Here is a 22,476-nt window from a genome sequence, read left to right as displayed (position 1 = left end):
CCGCGACGCCACCCCCCAATTGCAGGTCGGTCTTACTGGTCTCGTACAGGTTCGTCGGCCATACTGCCCGCCGTGGAGCAGCGCATAGATCCGAACACTCAGCCCGCGTACGCCGCAGGGACAGACCCGGCGTACATACCTGGTCTCACGGCCCCCCGCACCGTCGGGACGTCCGAGTTGGACCAGGAGAAGCCCGAGGAGCCGGCGCCCGAGGGTGCCGCCCCTGACGACGCCCTTGCGGAGGGTGCCCCCGGGGGCACCGACGCCGATTCCGGCTCGGAGGACGCAAAGGACGGGAAGCAGGAGGAACAGGAGAAGGGCGAGAAGGACGAGAACGGGCCCGTATTCGAGGTCAGCGACCGGCGGGGTTCGATCACCGCGGACCGTGACGGCATCCGGTTCCGGCTGGATGACCAGGAGGCCGAGTTCCACTGGGACGAGGTCGGTGCGGTCGAGGTGAAGGTCCCCAGGTTCGGGCGCCGGTTCACCGTCACCGTCCACATGTCGTCCCGGCGCTGGTTCAACGCCGAGGTCGAGGCGGCCGCCAGAAGCAGTCTCAAGGCGTGGGCGGAAGAACTCGACGTGGTGCTCGACGCCTACTTCGAGGAGTAGCCCGAGGCGCCGGCGAAGGGCCGGCCGAAGACGCCACCGGGTCGTCCCCGGCGCGGCCTGGGGCGACGCACCCGGCCGGCGGGGCGGATTGTCCCGAGATCCGGTGCGACGTCACCGGGACGCGGAACTGGGCCGTCCCGTCGTCACGGGCGACACGCCCCGAGCGCTGCGACAGGGGTGAGGGGCCGGCCTCCACGGCCGGCCCCTCACCCGCCCGTCCACTGGTCAGGCTTCGGAGAGAACCACCGAGCGGGTCAGGTGACGGGGGCTGTCCGGGTCGATGCCGGCGGCCTCGGCGCGGGCGATCGCCAGACGCTGTACGCGAACCAGCTCGGCCAGCGGGTCCAGGCCGCTCGTCACCCAGCGGGCGCCGGTCGACGCGACCTGCTCTTCAAGACCCTCGGGTGCGGTACCGAACACCCAGGTGGCGGTGCCGGTGGTGGCGATGCTGATCGGACCGTGGCGGTACTCCATCGCAGGGTAGGACTCGGTCCAGGAGAGCGACGCCTCCTTCATCTTGAGCGCGGCCTCGTTGGCGAGACCGACCGTCCAGCCCCGGCCGAGGAAGGTGAACTGGGTGCACTCCAGCAGCCCTTCGGGCAGCGGCTCGGCCAGTGCGGTCTCCGCGTCGCGGACCACGGCGTCGGTGTGCAGGCCGAGGTGGGCACGGAGCAGCGTGAGCAGCGTGGTGGCGAACCGGGTCTGCACCACGGACTGCTCGTCGGCGAAGTCGAGGACGACGACATCGTCGGCGGACGTCATCACCGGGGTGTTCGGGTCGGCCGTGATCGCGACGGTACGGGTGACGCCACGGAGCCGGTCGAGCAGCTCCAGCACCTCGGTCGTCGTGCCCGAGCGGGTGAGCGCCACGACCCGGTCGTAGCTGCGGCCGAAGGGGAACTCCGATGCGGCGAACGCGTCGGACTCGCCCTGCCCGGATTCCTCGCGGAGCGCGGCGTACGCCTGGGCCATGTAGAACGAGGTGCCGCAGCCGACGACGGCGATGCGCTCGCCCGTGGCGGGCAGGGCGGCCGACTGGCTCTCTGCCAGATCCGCGGCGCGACGCCAGCACTCCGGCTGGCTGGCTGTCTCAATCTCGACAAACGACACTTTTACACTCCGTATGGGTGTTGGGATGCTCGTTCACGCACGTTATACGCGTTCTGCAAGCATTATCAAGCATCCTGCTTGCATGGGACTTGACTGATCGGCGCCTTGTGCGACCCTTGCGCATGTCCGGTGACACTGCCCAAGGGGATGGGCGCTCGAATCCCGGGCCCGTAAGGAGAGTTCACTTGTCCAGGGATGCCCGCTGGGACGCGCTGCTTGAGCTGGTCGGTAAACACGGCCGGGTGGAGGTCGAGGAAGCGGCGACGACGCTTGACGTGTCGGCCGCGACCATCCGCCGCGACCTGGACCAGCTTGCCGAGCAGCAGCTGCTCACCCGAACCCGCGGCGGCGCCGTCGCGCACGGAGTCTCCTACGAACTGGCGTTGCGATACAAGACGGGACGCAACGCCCCGGAGAAGCAGGCCATCGGCCGCGCCGTGTCCGAACTCGTGGCGGTGGGCGAGGTGGTGGGGCTGACCGGTGGCACCACGATCACCGAGGTTGCCCGCTCGCTGGCCGTGCGCCCCGACCTCGTCGGTGACACCGGCCCCGGGGGGCAGCCGACCCTGACGGTGGTGACCAATGCCCTCAACATCGCCAACGAGCTGGTGATACGGCCGCAGATCAAGATCGTGGTGACCGGTGGAGTGGCCCGGCCGCAGTCGTACGAGCTCACGGGGCCGCTGGCCAGTGGCGTGCTCGGCGAGATAACGCTGGATGTCGCCGTGCTGGGTGTCAACGCGATCGACACCGAGCGCGGGGCGTACGTCCACCACGAGGGCGAGGCCAGCATCAACCGGCTGCTCGCCCAGCAGGCGCAGCGGGTGGTCGTGGCCGCCGATTCCTCGAAGATCGGCAAGCGGGCCTTCGCCCGGGTCTGTGATCTCAGCCAGGTCGATTTCCTGGTCACCGACACCGGAATCACCCGCGACGCGAAGGCCCGTTTCACCGAGGCCGGCGTCACCGTCATCGCTGTGTGAGGGTGACGCCGGCCGGTCCGGCGGTGACGCCGCGCCGCGGGATCAGGCGCGGGGTGCGTTCCACCGCTGGTCGGCCCTGCCGGTGCAGTCGCGCAGTTCCACGCGGTGCCCGGTCTCGTTGCCGCCGGGGGCGTACAGGCACTGGCCGGTCGCGTCGTTCACGATCGAGCCGTGTGCGCCGTATGTCCAGGTCGTCAGCGGTCCGGGCGTGCCCGCGCAGGTCGTGATCGTGACCGGGACCTTCTTGTCGTTCCCGGCCGTCCCGGGCGCGGCGGTCAGGCAGAAGTTGTTCACCAGGCGCAGCGTCCGGTCGGCGCCGTGCACCCAGCCCTGATCGGTGCGCCGGTGGCACGTCTCGACGACGGCGGCCCGGTTCTCGGCGGCGGCCAGATCGGCGTCCTCGGCCCATTCGAGCTGGGCGTAGTCCACGCCGTCCACGTCCAGGCAGTTGCCCGCCCGGTCGGTCACGGCGTCCCGGGTGGAGTTGCCGATGCCCAGGACCTGCTCGCCGCCCTCGGGGCCGATCGTGCTGGTGACGTTGGCGCAGTCACCGTTGTTATCGGGCCGGGTGGCGGTGCCGGTGACCTGGGTGTTGTTCAGGGTCGTGGCCTTGGGCAGACCGAACGTGGCCGCGCTGTAGGGCTGCTGCACACAGGTGGAGCGCGTCATGCTCCACTCGTAGTACTCGACCCAGTCGACCATGCCGGCCGTCTTGATCCCGGTCGCCGGGGTCAGGATGCTGCCCAGCTTGAACGAGGTGTGGGCGGTGGTGTCCTCGACGGTGGCGCCGAACCAGCCGCCGCCCTCCGACGCCACGTTGAACGTGTAGGTGTGACCGGCCTTCCACGGCACATTCATCCGGCAGCTGTAACCGGTGCCCTCGCCGCCGAAGTCCTGGCACCAGCTGCCCTTGCTTCCGGGCTTCGCCTGGTTCACGTCCCAGACGGAGAAGAGGAACAACTGGTCTTCGCCCCCGTTGTCCTGCATGCCGATGTAGCCGCCGTTCCCCTGGTTGAAGCCGAACTGATGCGACCAGAAGGTGTGCGAGGTGAAGCCGGGGTCGGTTGTGACTGTGGTGCTCCATGTCACGGACGACAGGTCCGGGGTCCCGGCGGGGAACGTGTAGTGCGTGTACGTGCCGGGGGTGTCTCCCCAGCCGTCCTCATTGGCGTTCGCCGTGCCTGCCGTGGACATCGCGATGCCTGCTGCAAGTGCCAGTGCCGCGACGGCACTTCCGGCGATGCGGCCGAGCCGGCGGAAGCCGGACTTGGACGTGCGAGAGCTCATACAGGCTTACCCGTCTCTGCTTGGGAATGTTGGAAGATGTGCTCTTCGGTGCAAGATCGAGCACGATGTTGCATCCTGGACCCGCAATGAACCCACTGGCAAGTGGTTCGGCGATCTCATCGAGATGCTTCCGCGCTCCTTCCGTGCCTGACCTGGGGTCTCAACGGACTTGAGCCGGACCTCCTGCAGAGTTTTTCTATGTCTATAGATGTTCGTTACCAGCGCGAAATGAACAACTCTTGCCATCAAGGTGCGCTGTCGTGAACTATGTGGCTGTCGCCGCGAGGGAGCAGCGGCCGCACCGTCACCGGAGCGTGCCGCAGCCGTGATCGCGGGACACTCCCCCTTGCTCCATCAGCCCTGGAGGTGCCTGTGACGATGGCAGATGCGCCGGTCTCATCCGTGCGGTCGCCTGTGCCGCAGCCCCGTGACCCCGATGACGCGGACTCACCCGCCGGGAAGAAGCGAGGCACAGGCCGAATACGGCAGCCGCTGCGGTACCGACTGAAGCGGGACAAGGCGCTCCTGCTGTTCTGCCTGCCGGGCGTCCTGTACTTCGCGCTCTTCTTCTACCTGCCGCTCGCAGGCAACGTCATCGCCTTCCAGGACTATCAACCGTTCCTGGGCTTCAGAGAGAGCCCGTTCGTCGGCCTCACGAACTTCACCGCGCTGCTCGCCGAACCGGACTTCTGGAGCGCGGTCTCCAACACCCTGCAGATCACAGCGATCCAGCTGCTGCTCTACTTCCCCGCCCCGATCGCCCTGGCGCTGCTGCTCAACTCGCTCATCAGCGAGAAGATCAAGCGGTTCATCCAGACCATCGTGTACCTCCCGCACTTCCTGTCCTGGGTCGTCGTGGTGGCGATGTTCAAGCAGGTGCTCGGCGGCGCGGGCTCGGTCACCACGCTCCTGATGGAGCACGGGGTCAACATCGGCAATGTGATGACGGACCCCGGTACCTTCAAGCTGCTGATCACCGCCCAGGCCATCTGGAAGGACTGCGGCTGGGGGACGATCATCTTCCTGGCGTCCATCGCCTCGATCGACATGGCCCAGTACGAGTCCGCGGCCATGGACGGAGCCGGCTGGCTCCGCAGGATCTGGCACATCACTCTGCCGGGCATCCGGCCGGTGATCCTCATGCTGCTGATCCTCCGGCTCGGCGACATCCTCTCGGTCGGCTTCGAGCAGATCATCCTGCAGCGCGACGCCGTCGGCGCGGACGCCTCCGAAGTCATGGACACCTACGTCTACTTCCACGGCGTCATCGACGGCGACTGGGGGATGAGCACGGCCGCGGGTCTCATGAAGGGCGTCATCGGATTCGCCCTCATCCTCGCCGCAAACAAGCTGGCCCACCGCTTCGGTGAGCAGGGAGTGTACCGATGAGTCAGCAGACCTCTGCGAGCCGACCGCGAACGGCGCGCTTCAGTCCCCGGCGCACCACCCGCAGCCGCACGGCGTCCGGACGCCCGCCGTGGATGGAGCGACCGCACTGGTACGGGCAGGGGGCGAAGGCAGCGGCCCTTGTCGTCCTGACCGTGATCGTGCTCTACCCGTTCCTCCTGGCCATCGGCACCAGCCTCGCCGGACGCGAGGAGCTCAACGCCAACGGCGGCTACGTCCTGCTGCCGAAGCACCCGACACTGGAGGCCTACCGGGTCATCCTCTCGGGCGGGGTCGTCACCCAGGCCGCCGTGGTCTCCATCTTCATCACGCTGATCGGCACGGCGCTCAGCCTCGCGTGCACGGTGATGATCGCGTACGGCACCTCGCGGCCAGGAACTGTTCTCGGCAAGCCGATCCTGCTGCTGGTACTGGGCACGTTCCTCTTCGCCCCGGGCATCATCCCCACGTACCTGGCCGTCCAGCAGTTCAAGCTCCTCGACACCTATGCCTCGCTGATCCTTCCCGTACTGCTCAACGCGTTCAACATCGTCGTCGTCCGCTCCTTCTTCCAGAGCATTCCGGAGGAGCTGTACGACGCCGCGCGGATCGACGGCGCGGGTGAGGTGACCGTCCTCTTCCGGATCGTCCTCCCGCTCTCCAAGGCGGTCCTCGCCGTGGTCGGTCTCTTCTACGCGGTCGGCTACTGGAACAGCTTCTTCAACGCCGTGCTGTACCTGAACGACTCGGGCAAGTTCCCCATCCAGGTGATCCTGCGTTCCTACGTCCTCAACGGCCAGAGCATCAATGCGCAGGCCATGGGCGTTCACGCGATCCCGCCGGCGACCTCGTTGCAGATGGCCGTGCTGATCATCGCGATCGTGCCCATCTTCTGCGTCTATCCCTTCCTGCAGAAGTTCTTCGTCAAGGGCGTCCTCACCGGGGCGATCAAGGGCTGATCCGTTCTCGCGGACATCGCCCGACGCACTTCACACACTTCAAGGAGCACCACCCATGTCCACAAACCTGTCCCGGCGCGGCTTCATGGGCGCGGCGGGGATAGCCGGCCTCACCGTCGCGGGCCTGTCGTCCCTGACCGCGTGCGGCAGTGGCGCCACCGTCAGCAAGGGCGGCGCGAAGGCCTCCGCCAAGCTGAAGCTCCCGACGTACGTCCCCGCGCAGACCGCCCCCGCGGACCTCGCCGGCAACGCCTCGGGTCTGGACGCCGCGTACCTGCGGTACCCGAAGGAACTCACCAAGTCGGTGGCCAAGGCTCCCGGTGACGGCAGCCGCATCACCGCGCTGACCGAGACGTTCACGACGCCCGCCCCGGCCCAGGGCAAGAACGCCTACTGGCAGGAGCTGAACAAGCGCCTCGGTTCGCAGTTCGACATGACCATCGTGGTCGAGGAGGGCGCCGGCTACCCCGGCAAGTTCAACGCGATCGTCGCCAGCGGGGACATTCCCGACCTGGTGTGGTTCCCGCCGAACCAGGGTCTCCAGCACGTCCCCGAGCTGCTGGACGCCAAGTTCCACGACCTCACGCCGCACCTGTCCGGTGACGCGGTCAAGAAGTACCCGAACCTGGCCAACCTCCCCACCAGCGCGTGGAAGACCGCCGTGATCAACGGCAAGATCCGTGGTGTGGCCGTCGCGTACGGTTCCATGGGCCAGGTCTACGTCGTCAACCAGGACTTCTGGAAGCCGGTCGGCGGCGCCGAGTTCACCAGCGCCGAGGACTTCCTCGCCAAGGGCAAGGAACTCCTCGACGCCAAGCGGAACAAGTACGTCCTGGAGCCGGCGTATGTGAACCACGTCGGCCAGTTCGCCCAGTGGTTCGGCGCGCCCGCCGGCTGGCGGCTGGAGGGCGGCAAGCTCACCCACCTGTACGAGACCGAGGAATACCTGGAGGCTGTGGCCTTCGGGGTCAAGGTCCGCAAGGCCGGTCTGTTCTGGCCGGACCCGAACCTCAGCACCACCATGGAGAAGGTGGCGCAGGGCTCGCTCGGCGCCTATGTGCAGTCCTTCCCGAGCTTCCTGACCGACGTCAAGACGTACGACTTCCCGTTCGGCGTCATCGTGCCGTTCGCCGGCAAGGCCGGAGCCACCCCGTCGTACACCCTGGGCTACGGCTCGGTCGGTTACACCGCCATCTCCAAGAAGGCGGACGCCAAGCGCGTCGAGATGCTGCTGCGTGTGCTCGACTACCTCGCCGCCCCGTTCGGCACCGAGGAGCGGCTCTTCCTCGACAACGGCATCGAGGGCACGCACTACACCCGTACCTCCAGCGGCGACATCAAGCTCACCGCCAAGGGCAACGCCGAGGCCGTGACCACTGCCATGCCGCTGGCCTTCCTCGCCAACACCCCGGAGTACATCTACCTGCCCGGCAAGGCCGAGATGGCCTCGAAGATCCACGGCTGGCAGGAAGAACTCCTCAAGATGGGCAAGGCCAACCCCACCAGCGGTCACTTCTCGGACGCTTCGACGAAGAAGAGCGCCTCCATCGGCACCGCGGTGAGCGACACCGTCCTCGACGTCGTCGCGGGCCGCAAGCCGATCTCCGCCTTCCAGGACCAGGTGAAGAAGTGGCGCTCGGGCGGCGGCGACGAGATCCGGGCCGAGTTCGAGGCCTCGATCGCCGGTAAGTAGTCTCCGCCCGCACCACCCGTACAGACAGAAGGGACCCCCGTGTCAGACCTGCGACTCGGCGTCATCGGGCTCGGCCTCCGCCGCTCCATCGCGATGTCCGCCCACCATCCCGGACAGGGTTCGGCGATCACCGCCGTCTGCGACCTCGACCCCGAGGTGCGCCGGCGCGAGGCCGAGCGCTTCGGCACCGATGTCGCGGTCGAGGACTACAAACTGCTCCTCGACCGGGACGACCTGGACGCGATCATCGTCGCCACCCCGGACGACACCCACGAGGTCATCGCCATCGATGCCCTGCGGGCCGGCAAGGCGGTCTTCGTCGAGAAGCCGCTCGGTATCACCGTGGAGAGCTGCGACAACGTCCTGCGCGCCGCGTACGAGACGGGGACCCGGCTGTACGTCGGCCACAACATGCGCCACATGGGTGTCGTGCGGCTGATGCGCGACATCATCGCCCGCGGTGACATCGGCGAACCGAAGGCCGTGTGGGTGCGGCACTTCGTCGGCTACGGCGGTGACTACTACTTCAAGGACTGGCACGCCGACCGGACCCGCACCACCGGACTGCTGCTCCAGAAGGCCGCACACGACATCGACGTGCTGCACTGGCTGGCCGGCGGCTACACCCGCCGCGTCAACGCCCTCGGCGACCTCCTCGTCTACGGGGACCTGCCGCGCCGCGAGGCGGACACCCCGCGCCCGGACAACTGGCTGCGGGAGTTCGACTGGCCGCCGACGGCCCGCAAGGATCTGCACCACATCGTGGACGTCGAGGACGTCTCGGTGATGAACATGCAGCTCGACAACGGCGTTGTGGCCGCCTACCAGCAGTGCCACTTCACCCCGGACTACTGGCGGAACTACACCGTCATCGGCACCGAGGGGCGGCTGGAGAACTTCGGCGACAGTCCCGGTGACGAGGTCAAGGTCTGGAACACCGGACCCAGCGGATACCGCGCGGAGGCCGACATCACCTACCGGGTGCCGGAGGCCGATGGCTCGCACGGCGGCGGTGACACCCGGATCATGGAGGAGTTCTGCCGGTTCGTCCGCGACGGCGGTGTCACCGACACCTCTCCGGTCGCCGCCCGGATGAGCGTCGCCGCCGGGGTCCTCGCGACCCGCTCGCTGCGTGAGGGCGGGGCACCGTACGACGTGCCCGCCCTCGACCCCGAGCTGATCGCGTACTTCGAACGCGGTCAGGTCCGCTAGTGCCGTGACCGGCAAGGCTTGCCGGGAGGGGCACCAGAACGTCCCGGCCTGAAACCGACCGGGAAGCGTCGGACAGGGCTTCGGCCCTGTCCGACGGGTTTCTGCCGCACGCACTGGACGACGCTCCTCATGGGGCGAACACTGCTGGTCACGGCAGTGGGCCAGGGTGCTTCGGGGTCTTCGGTGACAGCACGCCTGGCGCCGTCGCCGGAGGCCTCTCTGTGTCTGTTTTCAGCCATGCTCGGTGGGTGATCGGCGCATTCCTGTTGGGCGGCCGCGCGATCGGCCACGGCCGCGAAGCGTGACACCGTCGGGGGAAATAAAACCAAGTGTCCGAAAGGTGTCGTACGAGGATGCGGGCGCCTGGTCTCGTACCGTCACCGTCGCACCGCAATCGGTGCGAGCGGACAGTGGCTTTGCGCCAAACAGATCTCTCGGTGGCCGAGTTCGAACGCGATGCCGGATCGCGGTCGGCATAATCGCGTCCATGTCGATCACGGGCGGAGACTTCGTCGAGCTGGGCCGGGACCTCTACGCGTGGCTCCCGCCGAAACGGGGCTGGGGCCTCGCAAACTGCGGTCTCCTGACCTCATCGCGTGGCGCGATCTGGATCGACACCCCGTACGATCCCGTGCTCGCCGGCCAGTTCCTGGCGGAGTCCACGAAGCGGCTGCCCGACGGCACCGCCATCGACCGGGTGATCGTCACCCACGCCAACGGGGACCACTTCTGGGGCGCGGGCGTACTGCCGGACGCGGAGATCATCGCGACCCGCGAGGCCCAGGAACACATTCACTACGAACCCACCCCGAAGCAGCAGCACGCCCTCGTCCAGGGCAGCGATCCGGCCACCGCGCTCGGTGAGTACCTCAAGCGCCACTTCGGCCCGTTCGACTGGTCACGGACCGAACCCGTGCAGCCGACCACCTACTTCACCGGCGAGCTCGAACTGACGCTGGGGGAGTACCCGGTCCAGGTGACGGCCCTGCCCCCCGCCCACACCACGGGCGACCTGATCGTGCACCTGCCCGCCCAGCGCACCGTGTTCAGCGGCGACGTCATCTTCGCCGCCACCCCGGAGCAGCCGGGCGACCACCCGGTGCACTGGGCGGGCCCCCTCTCCCAGGTGATCGCCGCCTGCGAACAGGTGCTCGCCACCGGTGCCGAGACCATCGTCCCGGGCCACGGTCCGGTCCTCGACCCGGCCGGCGTGCGCGCACACATCGGCTATCTCGAGTACGTACGGGAACGTGCCCACGCCCTCCACGCGGCCGGAGTGCCCGCCCTGGAGGCGGCCCGCCGGGTGATCGCCGAGGGACGCCACCCCGAACTCGGCCTGGCCGAACGCCTCGTGGTGACGATCGGCAGCGAGTACCGGCACCTCGACGGCTCCGAACTGCCCAGTGTGCTTCAGGTGATGACCGATGTCGCCGTCGTCGCGCGAGAGGTGGAGCAGTCCCGTGGGGCGGCAGACCTCGAGGGATGACACCCGGATCCCCTCCCCCCCGCCCGGGCGGGTCCGGCCCGACCACAGGCATACGGTGACGGCCTGGCATGGATCGTGGCGCTGATCGCCGTCGTCACCGCCGTGGTGGCCGTGCTCCGCTCCCAGAACGCTGCCCGGGCGAACTGACGTGGCGGCCCGGTCCGTTCCACCGCGCGCTGGTGCATCTCCCGATCCGTTTCACCCCGCTCGACGTGACCGGCGACGCGGCGCTTTCGGCACCGAAGAAGGTGTTGATCAGCCGCTGACCCGTGTCGGTGGTACGCCGAACGGGTGAGGGGCGCGAGAATTGCACGATGAACAGCGAGTGCAACCGGCGCAACGCCGACCGAAGCACAGACGGGGTGGTCCGGTGAGCAGGTACGACAGGTACGACGTCACGGACGAGCAGTGGGAGGGTCTGGCGCAGGTCGTACCGCTGCGCAGCCGCAACGAATGGCCGTCACGGGTCGACCACCGCGCGGTCCCCGACGACCACGAGACCGCCGAACAGCGCCGCATGGTCGTGCTGCGTGTGCAGGTCTTCGCGGACGCGCGCGAGGTGGCCGAGTATCTGGTCGCACAGATTCCCGTGCTGCTCGATCTGACCAGTGCCGAGACCGATGTGGCCAAGCGGATCCTGGACTTCACCAGCGGTGTGGTCTTCGGGCTCGGCAGCGGAATGCACCGCGTCGACCGGAACGTGTTTCTTCTGTCGCCGGTCGGCATCGAGGTCGAGGGGGTCACGGCGGCGGGCATCCCCCGATCGTAGGAAGGTCGTGCGGGCGGAACGGTTCGCCGGCCGACGGCGTGCGTACGGTCCGCTCATGACTGCACGCTGTCCGGAAAACCCGTGGGCGACCCCAGGGGCATCAGCCGCCCGAGAAGTCCGAACCGAGGCTGTCCGAACCGAGCCTCCCCGAACCGGGGCGGCCCGTTCCGCCGGCCCCGTCGTCACCGAACTGCGGCTCTCCGCCTTCGCCTCGCACCGTGGCGCCGTCCTTCCGGTGGGCCCGCTCACGCTGTTCACCGGGGCCGGTGGCAGCGGCAAGTCCAGCGCGCTGCGGGCGTACGAGGCGCTGGCCCGGCTGGGCGCGGGGGACCCGCTCGACGAGGTGTTCCCGGATCCGGCGGCGTACGTGCCCGAACGGACCGGTCCCGACGCCCAGGGCCGCCGAGGCTTCCGGATCGGCTGCACGGCGACCGGACCGGCGGGACCGGTCCGGCTCGACGTCGCCGTGCAGGCCGAGCCCTCCCTGCGGATCGTCGGTGAACGGCTTACCGGCGGCGGCGAGAAGCTGCTGACCACCGCGCTGCGCGACCCCCGGGGCTCGACGGTCCAGGCGGCCTGGCACACGGCCGGCGCCGTCCCGGTGACCCGGGCGCCGCTGCCGGACGACGTGCTCGGCACGGCGCTGCTGCCGCTGCGGGTCGCGGGCACGACCGAGGGACAGTTACGGGTCCTCGCCGCCGCCGAACAGATGGTCGTGGCCCTGCGGTCCGTCTTCGTGTGCGAACCGCAGCCGCAGCGGATGCGGGCGCCGGTGCCCGGCGGCGAGGGCCGGCTGCGCCGGGACTGCGACAACCTCGCGGCGGTACTGGAACGGACCCACACCCAGTGTGGACAGCGGCATGCCCGGCTGGTTGCGGCGGCCGCTGCCGGATGCGCGGGGACGGTGAGGGGGCTGGGCGTCGAGCGGCTCCCGGACGGATTGCTGCGCGCAGTGATGGAGCGCGACGGCGGGCACCTCACCCCGGTCGGGCGGCTCGGCGACAGCGAGTTGAGGTATCTGGCGCTCGCCCTGGTCCTGCTCACCGGCCCCGGCGTGCTGGCCATGGACGCCGCGGCGGAGGTGCCGTCGGCCATGCAGACGCTCACCGTTCTGGTCGACGGGCTCGACCGGGACCTGGACGGACGACAGGTGGCGGAACTGCTGGCCCTGGCCGCGTCGGTCGGCTCGACCGGGCACCTCAGGCTGGTGGGGACGGCCGCGGAGGCGGCCGCCGCACGGGCCCGTGGGACGGCGGGTGCGACGGTGGTACACCTGGGACCGTGAACGGACTCGATGTACAGACACTGCAGCGACGGCTCGCCGCGTTCGCGGCCGCCCGTGACTGGGAGCAGTACCACACCCCGAAGAACCTCGCGGCGGCGCTCAGCGTCGAGGCGTCCGAACTGGTCGAGATCTTCCAGTGGCTGACGCCGGAGCAGTCCGCGCGGGTGATGGAGAAGCCCGAGACGGCGCATCGGGTGGCGGACGAAGTCGCGGATGTGCTCGCGTATCTGCTGCAGTTCTGCGAGGTGCTGGGCATCGATGCGCTGGCGGCGCTGGCGGAGAAGATCGACAGGAACGAAGCGCGCTTCCCGGTTCCGAAGCCCCCGGATTCTCAAAGTCGTCACTCTTCGGAGTGATCGACTTCTTCACAGTCGACTTCGTATCCACAGATTTCCGAAATCCCCTGGCCTTTCGGTACCTCTCCCCTCACTGTGGGTAATGGATGAGGTGAGCGGGTTTTCGTTCGGACGGGGGCGACGCATGGAAGCGGAGCGGCTCATAGAGGTAAGCCGGCGGGCTCTGGCGCAGAGCCGGGGCGCGCCGTCCATCATGGCGGAGGCCTGGCAGGTCCAGGCGCTGGCCCAGGCGATCGGCGAGCGGCTGGCGGCCCAGGGGCCGAAGGTGCTGCGGGGCGAGGCGCGGCGGCTCGGCGAGATCGGGGGAAGTGGCGGCGTGGCGCCGGACCATCCGGTGGTGCGGACCGGCGCGGCGCGGGCCGCGCAGCTGGCCGAGATCGCCGATCCGCGGGCGGCCCTGACCGGTCTTGGCGCGCTGCTGGGGGAGATGGGGATGGCTCTCGTCGCGGTGGCCTGTGACACCGGCGAGGAGAGCCTCTACTGGCAGTGCATCGAGGCGATCGACGCGGCCGACGAGGCGCTGGACCGGGTGCACGGGATGCTCCGACTCCTCGCCGAGCAGGACCGCGAGCAGGACCGGCAGCGGGAGCGGGACGGTGCGTACGGTGCCGTGCGCGGACCGGCGGGCTCGGCGGCGGGCCCGCCGTGACAGCGCGGATCTGAACCCGGACTCCGGGTTGCACCAGCACAGGGACCTTCGAACGGCACAACGCTACGGGTGGTCACGGCACATGCTGCGCCCACCCAGTGAGCCGGACTGCCAACTCGGCACCCTGGTGTTCAGCGCGTCAGGGTCGTTCCCAGGCGGACGCCGGTCGCGGCGCCGAGTTGGGTCTTGCCGTAGTTGACTGATGTCGACACGCCCAGGCCGGTGCTGTTGCTCGGGATGTGGAGGAGCGCGCCGTTGCCCGCGTCCTCGCCCTCGGTGCCGATGACCGGGTCGGTGCGGCCGTAGCCGGACAGGTTGGTCAGGGAGACCGCGGAGCCGAGCTTGTCGGCGGTCTCGGTGGATCCGGGGATGCCCGAGGTGTCCTGCGAGACGGCGACGACGCCGGTGTCGAAGAGGCCGAAGGAGGTGCCCTTGAGGATCAGGGCCGTACCCGCGTCGGAGCGGTTGATGTCGCTGCGGGTCCAGGCCGATCTCGTCACCGTGCGTCGAACTCCGGGGGTCCTCGGTCGACTCCCCGGTAGTTCGGTCGACAGGTCCCCGTAAATTGTTGGGTGGCCCGGGAGGGTCAGATGTGGCTGAACAGGGCTTGCCTTCAGTGGCGCGCCAGGAGTGACCGTCCGGCTCTCAGCGGCGCCCTGGCGGCAGGCCCGCACCGTCCTCCGTGTCACCACCCGCGCGAATCAGCCATCCGCTACACCGGCCTGGGCGCGCTGGTCCTGCTGGCCGAGATACCTCAGGACGCCTCACGCGACAACGCCGACATCGCCCGAATCGCAGGCAACCCAGAAGATATTGAGGTTCTGGGTTGCCTATTGCGCCACCGGCTCCCTTAGCCGAGCCGCCGACCTTCTCCACCTGCACCACAGCAGCGTGGTTCGCCGACTCGGACCGATCGCAAAGATCCTGGGCGTCGAACTGACCGGGTGCACCGGGCTGATGCGGGCCGGGCCCGCCCTCACCGCGTGGCGACTGTTCAACGACTGAGGCAGATGAGTCCGGGCTCTGGCTCCACGAGTGTCCGGAAGTCGCTCTTCTCAGAAGACCTTACGTTCTCTTTACTGTCGTGGACGCGTCACCCGGGATCGACCCGAACGACGACTGCGCACGCCCAAACCCCCCACGTGGTCTGAGACATCCCTAGTTTGCCTCGGCAAGGAGGTTATGTCCCATGCAACGTACACGACGACGAAGAACGCTACGAGCGGGACTGGTGGCAGTACTCGCCCTGTTGGCCCTGCTCGTCGGTGGCCTGCCGGCCATGGCGAAGCCCACCGACACGGTGCCCGCCGCACCCGAAGCGCAGCCCGCCGCGAAGGCGAAGGTACGCGACGCGGTGCAGCACGACCTCTCCCCAAAGCTGCGTGACATCTCCGCGAAGCCTGGTGGCACCAAGCGCAGCAGCGGCAAGCCCACCGTGCAGCTGTCCCAATCGCTGGAGCGCGCCGCCGTCAATCCCTCCGCGAAGGAGGGCAGCAGCCAGGTCCAGCGTGGCTTCACCGCCAGCCAAGTACCTGAGTTCAAGGCAAACTTCGAGGGCGTCGGCAACGTCGACGGGGTGCTTCCGCCGGACACCAACGGCGATGTCGGCCCCAACCACTACGTCCAGATGGTCAACCTCCACTACGCCGTGTTCGACAAGAGCGGCAACAAGCTGCTCGGGCCGCTGCCGGGCAATGCGGTCTTCGCAGGCTTCGGCGGACCGTGCGAGACCAGGAACGACGGCGACCCGGTGGTCCTCTACGACGAGGCCGCCGATCGTTGGATGATCACCCAGTTCGCCCTGCCGGGCGGATCCGCCGGCAACCACCAGTGCATGGCGATCTCGCAGACCCCGGACCCGACCGGGGCCTTCTACCGGTACGACTTCCTCTACCACCAGACCCGGATGAACGACTACCCGAAGTACGGGATCTGGCCGGACGCCTACTACATGACCACCAACGAGTTCGCGCCGTCCTTCGTCGGCGCCGGAGCGGTGGCCTTCGAGCGGGAGAAGATGCTCGCCGGCGAGCCGGCCCGGATGGTGTACTTCCACCTCGGTCCGGACTTCGGCGGCCTGCTGCCCGCCGACGCAGAGGGTCAGGCGCCGCCGGCCGGGGCACCCAACCCGTTCTCCATGTTCGACGACGATGCGTGGGGCACCTCGCCCACCGACCGGCTGCTGATGTGGGACTTCCACGTCGACTGGACCAACCCGGCGAACTCCACCTTCGGTAACAACCTGGCGCCGAACCGGTCCCTGGAGACCGCACCGTTCGACTCGAACATGTGTAACGGTGCCCGGTCCTGCATCCCGCAGCAGGGCACCTCGGCGCGACTGGACGCGATCGCCGACCGGTTGATGTACCGGGCGGCCTACCGCAACTTCGGCGACCACGCCTCCATGGTGCTCAACCACACCGTGGATGTCGGTGGCGACCACGCCGGCGTACGGTGGTACGAACTGCGCAGCAACTCGCCCACCGACTGGGCCATCCATCAGCAGGGCACCTATGCGCCGGACGGTGAGAGCCGGTGGATGGCCAGCGCGGCCATGGACGTCAGCGGCAACTTGGCCATCGGCTACACGTCATCGGGCAGCACGTCCTTCCCGTCGATCCGGATGGCCGGGCGGCTCTCCGGTGACCCGCTGGGCGAACTGGGGCAGAGCGAGCGGACCCTGATCGCCGGGACCGGCGCACAGACCCACTCGGCGTCCCGCTGGGGTGACTACAGCTCGATGTCGGTGGACCCGACGGACGGCTGCACGTTCTGGTTCACCTCCGAGTACCTGTCGCAGACCGGCTCCGCCAACTGGCAGACCCGTATCGGGTCGATGAAGTTTCCCAACTGCGTGAACGGCCCCCGGGGTGAGGTGACCGGCAAGGTCACCAAGTCCGGCGGCGGAGCGATCGCCGGTGCGACGGTGCGCGTCGGCGGTAGTGGCGCCGTCACCGACGACCAGGGCGGGTACAAGCTGACCCTGCCGGCCGGCCAGCACGAGGTGACCGCTTCGGCATTCGGCTACTCGTCGAAGTCCCAGACAGTGACCGTGCCCGAAAACGGCACGGTGACGGCGAGCTTCGCGCTCGACTCGGTTCCGCTGCGCAAGGTCAGCGGCGTGGTGAAGGACGGCTCCGGACACGGCTGGCCGCTCTATGCGCGCATCGACGTGGCCGGCAAGCCGGGCGGCCCGGTCTTCACCGACCCGGCGACCGGCGCGTACAGCGTCGATCTGCCGCAAGGGGCCGAGTACGGCCTGACGGTCAAGGCGATGTACCCGTCCTACCGGCAAGGCAACGCACAGGTCACCGTCAGTGGCAGCGACCTGGTGCGGAACTTCGACCTGGCGGTCGAGGCCGCCTGCGACGCCACCGGGTACAAGATCGGCTACGGCGAACCGGTCGTCACCGAGCAGTTCGAGTCCGGGGACACGCCGGCCGGCTGGAGCGTGGAGAACACCACCCCCAACGGCGGCTGGAACTTCGCGGACCCGAAGAGCCGGGGCAACCTCACCGGCGGCAGCGGCAAGTACGCCATCGCGGACAGTGACAGCGCCGGTTCCGGCAAGCCGATGGACACCGCGCTGATCACCCCGGCGATGGACCTGTCCGCCGTATCGGCACCGGTGCTGCGGTTCAACAGCGACTACCGGGCGCTCGGCGGGTTCGCCGACGTCGACGTGAGCGTTGACGACGGCACGACCTGGAAGAACGTGACGCACTGGACCAGCACCAGCCGGCGTGGTCCGGTGCTGGAGGAGATCCCGGTGCCGCAGGCGGCCGGGAAGTCCGACGTGCGGATCCGGTTCCACTACCAGGCCACCTACGCATGGTGGTGGGAGCTGGACAACCTGTCGATCGTCAACCGGACCTGCGACCCGATCCCGGGTGGTCTGGTGGTCGGCCGGGTGCTGGACGGCAACACCGGCGCCGGGCTCAACGATGCGACAGTGATCAGTGAGGACAAGCCGGCGGAGAAGGCGGTGACCGGACCGACTCCGGACGACGCCAAACTCGGCGACGGCTTCTACTGGATGTTCTCGACCCTGACCGGAAAGCACCCGTTCACCGGGGCGAAGAACCAGTACAAATCGGTTACATCCACGGTAGATGTGGCGGCTGACCGGGCCACGCGGGAGGACTTCGCGCTCAAGTCGGGCCGGCTGACCGTCACCCCGCCGTCGGTGGAGGGGACCCTGACGCTGGGCCAGTCCAAGACGGCGACGACCACCATCCGCAACGACGGCACCGCACCTGCCACGTTCGAGCTGTCCGAGCGGGCCGGCAGCTTCGACAAGCTCGGTACGCGTGGCGCGCGTCTGCAGAACCTCCGGGTCAAGGGGGGCGGCGTATCGCCCGCCTGGCGGGGCGACAGCAAGCCCGGCGACGTCCTGGAGCCGACCCCGTACGCGCCGCCGTGGGTCAATACGGCCAACTACCCGATCAAGGTCATGGACAACGCCGTGGCCGCGTACGACGGAAAGGTGTACTCGGTCGGCGGCACCGACGGCGCCGCCAACCTCGCCAACAGCTACGTGTACGATCCGGCGGCGAACACCTGGACGAAGATCGCCGACATGCCGGCGGGCCTGGAGAAGCCGGCAGCGACGTTCGTCGACGGCAAGCTCTACGTCTTCGGTGGCTGGAACGACGCGGGCAATACGTCGGCCAAGGTCTATGCCTACGATCCCGGTACCAACGCGTGGGCGACCCGGGCCAGCACCAACCCGGCCCCGCGGGCCGCGCCCGGCATCGGGGTGGTCGACGGCCAGATCTACCTGGTCGGCGGGTGCGTGGACGGAAACTGCAGCAAGTCCAATGTGACCGTCCGGTACAACCCGGGAGCCGACACGTTCACCACGGTCGCCGCGTACCCGGTCGCGGTGGCGTGGCAGGGCTGCAGCGGGATCGACGGCACGCTCTACTGCGCCGGCGGCAACGGGCCGACGACGCTGAAGAGCACGTACGCCTACAACCCGGGCGCGAACACCTGGACCCAGGTGGCCGACCTGCCGGTCGACGTCTGGGGGGCGACCGCGGACACCGCGAACGGCCTGCTGTTGGTCTCCACCGGTGTCATCAACAACTCCACCACGGTCACCAACCAGGGCTGGGCGTACGACCCGGCGGCCAACTCCTGGTCGGCGCTGCCCAACGCCAACTTCGCCCGCTACCGGGCGGGTGCGGCGTGCGGGTTCGTCAAGGTCGGTGGCTCGACCGGCGGCTTCACCCCGACGCCGGACAGCGAACTGCTGCCCGGTTTCGACCAGTGCGCCACTGTCACCGACGTACCGTGGATGTCCGCGTCCCCGACCTCGGCGACGCTGCAGCCCGGGCAGAGCATCACGGTGAACGTGAAGCTTGAGGCCACCACGGCGGCGGGCGTGCAGCAGCCTGGTAAGTACACCGCCCAGCTCGGCATCAAGTCGGACACCCCGCCCGTGGCACCGATCGACGTGACGATGACCGTGCAGCCGCCCAAGGACTGGGGCAAGTCGACGGGCGTCGTCACCGGCGTCGACTGCCGTGGCAACAGCACCGCGCTGCGCGGGGCGATCGTCCAGATCAACGGCAAGAAGGGCTGGAGCCACACCCTGAAGACCGATGCGGATGGCCGGTACGTCATCTGGGCTCCGAGGGACAACCCCGTCGAGATCATCGCGGCTCAGGATGGCTGGAAGCCGCAGTCCAGGCTGGTGAACCTCAAGGCGGGTGAGGCGGTGACCACCGACTTCGCCCTCCGCCCCACCACTTGCTGAGAGGAGTCTGATCCATCGGGCCCGCGCCGTTCACCGGCGCGGGCCCTTCCCGTCTCTCCCGGGGCGGGCAGACCGGCAAGGTCCACCCGGCCGCCGACGTTGCGCGCCGGATGAGACGGCCGGGCTCACCGGGTCAGTGGCCATGACTGTCTCACCTGGTGCGCCAGGAGCCCGGCGCGCCGCTCCGGGGCTACCGGGTCGGCTTGTTCCGAGGAAAGGAGACCGTCACTTGACGTCGACGTAGTCGCCGGCCGCGGTCGCGCCGCCGGTTGTGTTCGTCTCACCGAAGGTCCATCGCCAGTAGCCGTCGGCGGAGGCGGTGACCGTGGTCTTCAGGGCGCCGGTCGAGTTCGCCTGCACGATCTTGACCGTGTTGTACGTGCTGGTACCGGCTTTGCGGAACTGGAGCTTGGCCGCCTTGCCGCCGAAGCCGGTGTACTTGTGCTGCACCCAGTCCGCGCGGGTGATCTTGCCGGTGACGGTGAGCTTGCCGCCCTTGGCGACGGGCTCGGGCGAGGCGTCGACGGTGACCTTCGCCGCACGCTTGACCCGCACGGTGGGGGAGAGAGGCAGATACTCCTCGCTCTTGAGCCCGCCGTTCGCGTTCCAGATACGTACCCAGACGGCGCTCTTCCAGGTTGTGGCGTCGTTGTTCGAGTCGAGGGTGTTTCGCGGGTCGATGTGCAGCTCGCCCTCGCAGTTGGCGGCCACGGAGCCGGTCTCACAGGTGGTGAGCCCCATGTAGATGCCCCCGCGTTCTGAGGCCTTGGCGGGGGTGGTGTCGTGGTACAGGTACAGGTAGGTGTTCACGTTGGACTGCTTGAGGCCGGACGGCCACGACATGTGATACGTGAATGTGGGGGAGACCTCCGCGGAGGTACCCACGATGATGGACTTGCCCTTGTTCAGGACCAGGTTCGACACCTTGACGCCGGTGTCCGCCGCCTGCGCGGACGGCGCGGTGAATGCCCCCAGGGCGAGCGTTCCCGCGACCACGACCGCGAAGCCGGATCTGCCTGCGCGCATGCGCAACCTCCTTTTGGTCAGGGACCGGTATGAGTCCGGTGAGGGAAGAATGGATCGCCGCAGGTTAACAGCCCCCGAACGGGGGCCGATTCGAGAGGGGCGGGCTCGAATCGCCGGCCCGGCATCCTCATGATCGTGGCGGAGCGGTGGCGGTGGCGCAGGGCGAAATCGTCCCCGCCGATCACCCGCGGGACCGCCTGCTACGGCAGCGGTGGGCGCCACAGATGACGCAGCGCGGTGCTGCGGGAAACGGGCACGGCCAGCAGGCCGGCGAGGCGTGTGGCCGCCCGGCCGCAGCACTCCCGCGCCACCTGGGACATCTGCCGCTGGTGTGTCTACGGCTGGGAAAGTAGGCCAAAGGTTCCCTGGTTCCTGAGGCGGGTGCAGGGAGACGAATCAGCGGTGATTGATCTTCACCGGTTGGCTGCCTTCTGCGCGATGTCCCTGCTGCTGTCCGCCATCCCCGGGCCGAGCGTGCTGTTCCGGCCGCGCGGATCAGGCCCAAACCGGAAGGCACCACCGCATGCCCGCGCCGGTCCTGACCATGAAAGTCACGAGCGGCGGCCCGATGCCGCGCGACGCACCTGTCATCGCGGAGCGGGTCGCAGCGTCGTCCGCGACCCACCGTCCCCGCCCGCTTGGCGCTGCCGGCCATCGAGGCGGTCACCTCAGCCTGCGCCGGCCCCGACCACGTGGAGCAGCCAAGGCCGGCCACAAGCTGTGCCGGGCCCGAGACCGTACCCGGCAGGCTCCCGGACGGGTCAGCCCTGAGCCGTGCGCAGGTTTTCGGCGGCCTTGGCCAGGCCCTTCTTGAAGGCCTCGATGCCGCGGTCGTCAACCCAGTTGTTCTGTACGTTGGTGATGTTGGCCCCGTCGCGGACCACGCCGTACTCCGCGTCCACCACCATGTCGCCGTATGCCACCTTGAGGCTGAGGCCGAGCGTCTCGTCGCCGGTCTTGTCCACCTTGAGGGTCTTGGTGGTGACCTTGGCCTTCCCGCCCCCGTACCGGGAGTTGAACGTGCCGCACTCATCGATGGCCTTACCCAGGGCGGTCATCGCGCGCTCCGCCTGGTCGGGTGAGTAGGCACTGACATCCTGGGTGAGCATGCTCTTGCCCTTGAGGAAGACCGCCTGGGCGTTCGCCTTGTAGTCGGCGTCGATCCGGCCCGTGTTGAAGAGGTCCACCAGTGGCCGGCAGGTCGCGTCGGCCGTCTTGGCGAGCAGATCTTCTGGCGCGGCCTCCTCGGAACCGTCGATGACCAGCTCGGGGTCCCGCTTCCAGCCCTTCGGGAGATCGCTGTCGGTCAGCAGCGCCTTCTCCGCCTCACGGGTGCTCAGCGGTTCGGATGCCGGCTCGGAGGCAGCCGAAGTCTCGTCGCGCGGCTTGGCGTCCTTGGCGTCCGCGGCACCGTCTCCACAGGCGGCGACCAGGGCAAGGGCGGAGGCGGCGAAGGCGACCGCGGCGGCGCGGCGTATCCGGTTGTGCACGTACTTCTCCCGGTAGATAGAGCAGGGGACGCACTGTACGACACACAGACCGACACAAGGGTTGTACGGAATCTGTGATTCCTTGTGGTTTCGCGCGTACCGGGGGACGCATCCGGAGCGGGCCGGCTTCGTCCTGGACGCCGGTGGGCCGGGGTGCCGGGGCTACGGGCCTCCGGGGTCGCCCGCGCTGCCGGAGTTCACCGCGGCCTGATCCGTCGTCACGGCGACCTGCACACGCTCACGCGTCGCACCATCGAGCTGGAACAGCAGATCCTCGATCGGGTGACGTGCACGCACGGGGTTGGTGGGCCGGGATGCTTAGACCGACCGGCAAATGGGAGGCGGCGTCGCGGGGCTGGGTGCGCACATCTGCCGCGTTGTCGTCAATCACCATGGCTCCGCCATGCCTCAATCC

General features: G+C 68.7%; 18 protein-coding genes and 2 pseudogenes. 13 read left to right on the top strand and 7 right to left on the bottom strand.

Annotation, left to right across the window (positions count from 1 at the left end; genetic code table 11):
* Positions 1 to 72 precede the first annotated feature (72 nt).
* A complete protein-coding gene (locus ACNPQM_RS05395; protein ID WP_418083038.1) occupies positions 73 to 612 on the top strand; it encodes a hypothetical protein in 540 nt (179 codons plus the stop codon).
* Positions 613 to 837: 225 nt separating this feature from the next.
* Here the strand turns inward: ACNPQM_RS05395 and ACNPQM_RS05390 are convergent, their stop codons facing one another.
* On the bottom strand, positions 838 to 1,722 hold the full coding sequence (locus tag ACNPQM_RS05390) for an SIS domain-containing protein (protein ID WP_358856282.1): 885 nt from the start codon (positions 1,720 to 1,722) through the stop codon (positions 838 to 840).
* A 185-nt stretch (positions 1,723 to 1,907) separates the two neighbouring features.
* Here ACNPQM_RS05390 and ACNPQM_RS05385 point away from each other — a divergent pair, with 185 nt between their 5' ends.
* Positions 1,908 to 2,702 (top strand): DeoR/GlpR family DNA-binding transcription regulator, encoded by a 795-nt coding sequence (locus ACNPQM_RS05385; protein WP_358856283.1) that lies wholly within the window; start codon positions 1,908 to 1,910, stop codon positions 2,700 to 2,702.
* Positions 2,703 to 2,744: 42 nt separating this feature from the next.
* On the opposite strand, the gene ACNPQM_RS05380 is transcribed toward ACNPQM_RS05385, so the two are convergent.
* A complete protein-coding gene (locus tag ACNPQM_RS05380; RefSeq protein WP_418083037.1) occupies positions 2,745 to 3,989 on the bottom strand; it encodes a DUF3472 domain-containing protein in 1,245 nt (414 codons plus the stop codon).
* 378 nt (positions 3,990 to 4,367) lie between these two features.
* On the opposite strand from ACNPQM_RS05380, the gene ACNPQM_RS05375 reads away from it, so the two are divergent.
* From ACNPQM_RS05375 to ACNPQM_RS05335, 9 genes are all read left to right on the top strand, one after another.
* Positions 4,368 to 5,378 carry an ABC transporter permease gene (locus ACNPQM_RS05375; RefSeq protein WP_418083036.1) on the top strand — a complete coding sequence of 337 codons (1,011 nt, stop codon included), beginning with the start codon at positions 4,368 to 4,370 and terminating at the stop codon, positions 5,376 to 5,378.
* Positions 5,375 to 6,334: a carbohydrate ABC transporter permease gene (locus ACNPQM_RS05370; RefSeq protein ID WP_418083035.1), complete on the top strand. Its 960-nt coding sequence runs from the start codon at positions 5,375 to 5,377 to the stop codon at positions 6,332 to 6,334. The genes ACNPQM_RS05375 and ACNPQM_RS05370 overlap by 4 nt, the downstream gene beginning before the upstream one ends.
* Before the next feature lie 55 nt (positions 6,335 to 6,389).
* Entirely contained in the window at positions 6,390 to 8,027 is a 1,638-nt protein-coding gene (locus ACNPQM_RS05365; RefSeq protein ID WP_418083034.1) for a hypothetical protein, read from the top strand.
* 39 nt (positions 8,028 to 8,066) lie between these two features.
* A complete protein-coding gene (locus ACNPQM_RS05360; protein WP_418083033.1) occupies positions 8,067 to 9,239 on the top strand; it encodes a Gfo/Idh/MocA family protein in 1,173 nt (390 codons plus the stop codon).
* Between the two features lie 487 nt (positions 9,240 to 9,726).
* A complete protein-coding gene (locus ACNPQM_RS05355) occupies positions 9,727 to 10,725 on the top strand; it encodes an MBL fold metallo-hydrolase (protein WP_418083032.1) in 999 nt (332 codons plus the stop codon).
* A gap of 370 nt (positions 10,726 to 11,095) precedes the next feature.
* Positions 11,096 to 11,494, top strand: coding sequence for a cell division protein SepF (locus ACNPQM_RS05350; RefSeq protein WP_418083031.1), 399 nt, complete (start codon positions 11,096 to 11,098; stop codon positions 11,492 to 11,494).
* Positions 11,495 to 11,549: 55 nt separating this feature from the next.
* Positions 11,550 to 12,779, top strand: a complete 1,230-nt coding sequence (locus tag ACNPQM_RS05345; RefSeq protein ID WP_418083030.1) for an AAA family ATPase — start codon at positions 11,550 to 11,552, stop codon at positions 12,777 to 12,779.
* Positions 12,776 to 13,135, top strand: a complete 360-nt coding sequence (locus ACNPQM_RS05340) for a nucleotide pyrophosphohydrolase (RefSeq protein ID WP_358856291.1) — start codon at positions 12,776 to 12,778, stop codon at positions 13,133 to 13,135. Before ACNPQM_RS05345 ends, ACNPQM_RS05340 begins: the two co-directional genes overlap by 4 nt.
* 124 nt (positions 13,136 to 13,259) lie before the next feature.
* Positions 13,260 to 13,784: a DUF6099 family protein gene (locus ACNPQM_RS05335; protein WP_418083029.1), complete on the top strand. Its 525-nt coding sequence runs from the start codon at positions 13,260 to 13,262 to the stop codon at positions 13,782 to 13,784.
* Positions 13,785 to 13,915: 131 nt separating this feature from the next.
* Here ACNPQM_RS05335 and ACNPQM_RS05330 read toward each other — a convergent pair whose 3' ends face one another.
* Positions 13,916 to 14,284: a hypothetical protein gene (locus tag ACNPQM_RS05330; protein ID WP_418083028.1), complete on the bottom strand. Its 369-nt coding sequence runs from the start codon at positions 14,282 to 14,284 to the stop codon at positions 13,916 to 13,918.
* Positions 14,285 to 14,414: 130 nt separating this feature from the next.
* On the opposite strand from ACNPQM_RS05330, the pseudogene ACNPQM_RS05325 reads away from it, so the two are divergent.
* A pseudogene (locus ACNPQM_RS05325) lies at positions 14,415 to 14,675 on the top strand (hypothetical protein); the annotation flags it as partial.
* 340 nt (positions 14,676 to 15,015) lie between these two features.
* Positions 15,016 to 19,545, top strand: a complete 4,530-nt coding sequence (locus ACNPQM_RS05320) for a carboxypeptidase regulatory-like domain-containing protein (protein WP_418083027.1) — start codon at positions 15,016 to 15,018, stop codon at positions 19,543 to 19,545.
* 225 nt (positions 19,546 to 19,770) lie between these two features.
* Here ACNPQM_RS05320 and ACNPQM_RS05315 read toward each other — a convergent pair whose 3' ends face one another.
* From ACNPQM_RS05315 to ACNPQM_RS05300, 4 genes and pseudogenes are all read right to left on the bottom strand, one after another.
* On the bottom strand, positions 19,771 to 20,571 hold the full coding sequence (locus tag ACNPQM_RS05315) for a hypothetical protein (RefSeq protein WP_418083026.1): 801 nt from the start codon (positions 20,569 to 20,571) through the stop codon (positions 19,771 to 19,773).
* Between the two features lie 128 nt (positions 20,572 to 20,699).
* Positions 20,700 to 20,894 (bottom strand): annotated as a pseudogene (locus ACNPQM_RS05310) (ISL3 family transposase); the annotation flags it as partial.
* Between the two features lie 438 nt (positions 20,895 to 21,332).
* A complete protein-coding gene (locus tag ACNPQM_RS05305; protein WP_418083025.1) occupies positions 21,333 to 22,061 on the bottom strand; it encodes a hypothetical protein in 729 nt (242 codons plus the stop codon).
* 162 nt (positions 22,062 to 22,223) lie between these two features.
* The gene (locus tag ACNPQM_RS05300; protein ID WP_418083024.1) at positions 22,224 to 22,358 is read right to left on the bottom strand and encodes a hypothetical protein; all 135 of its coding nucleotides are present in this window, start codon (positions 22,356 to 22,358) and stop codon (positions 22,224 to 22,226) included.
* Positions 22,359 to 22,476 lie beyond the last annotated feature (118 nt).

The sequence above is a fragment of the Streptomyces sp. NPDC056231 genome (assembly GCF_048270745.1).
Classification (GTDB): Bacteria; Actinomycetota; Actinomycetes; order Streptomycetales; family Streptomycetaceae; genus Streptomyces.
The sequence above is the reverse complement of the archived record's forward strand: the minus strand, read 5'-3'. Positions and strand labels throughout refer to the sequence as shown.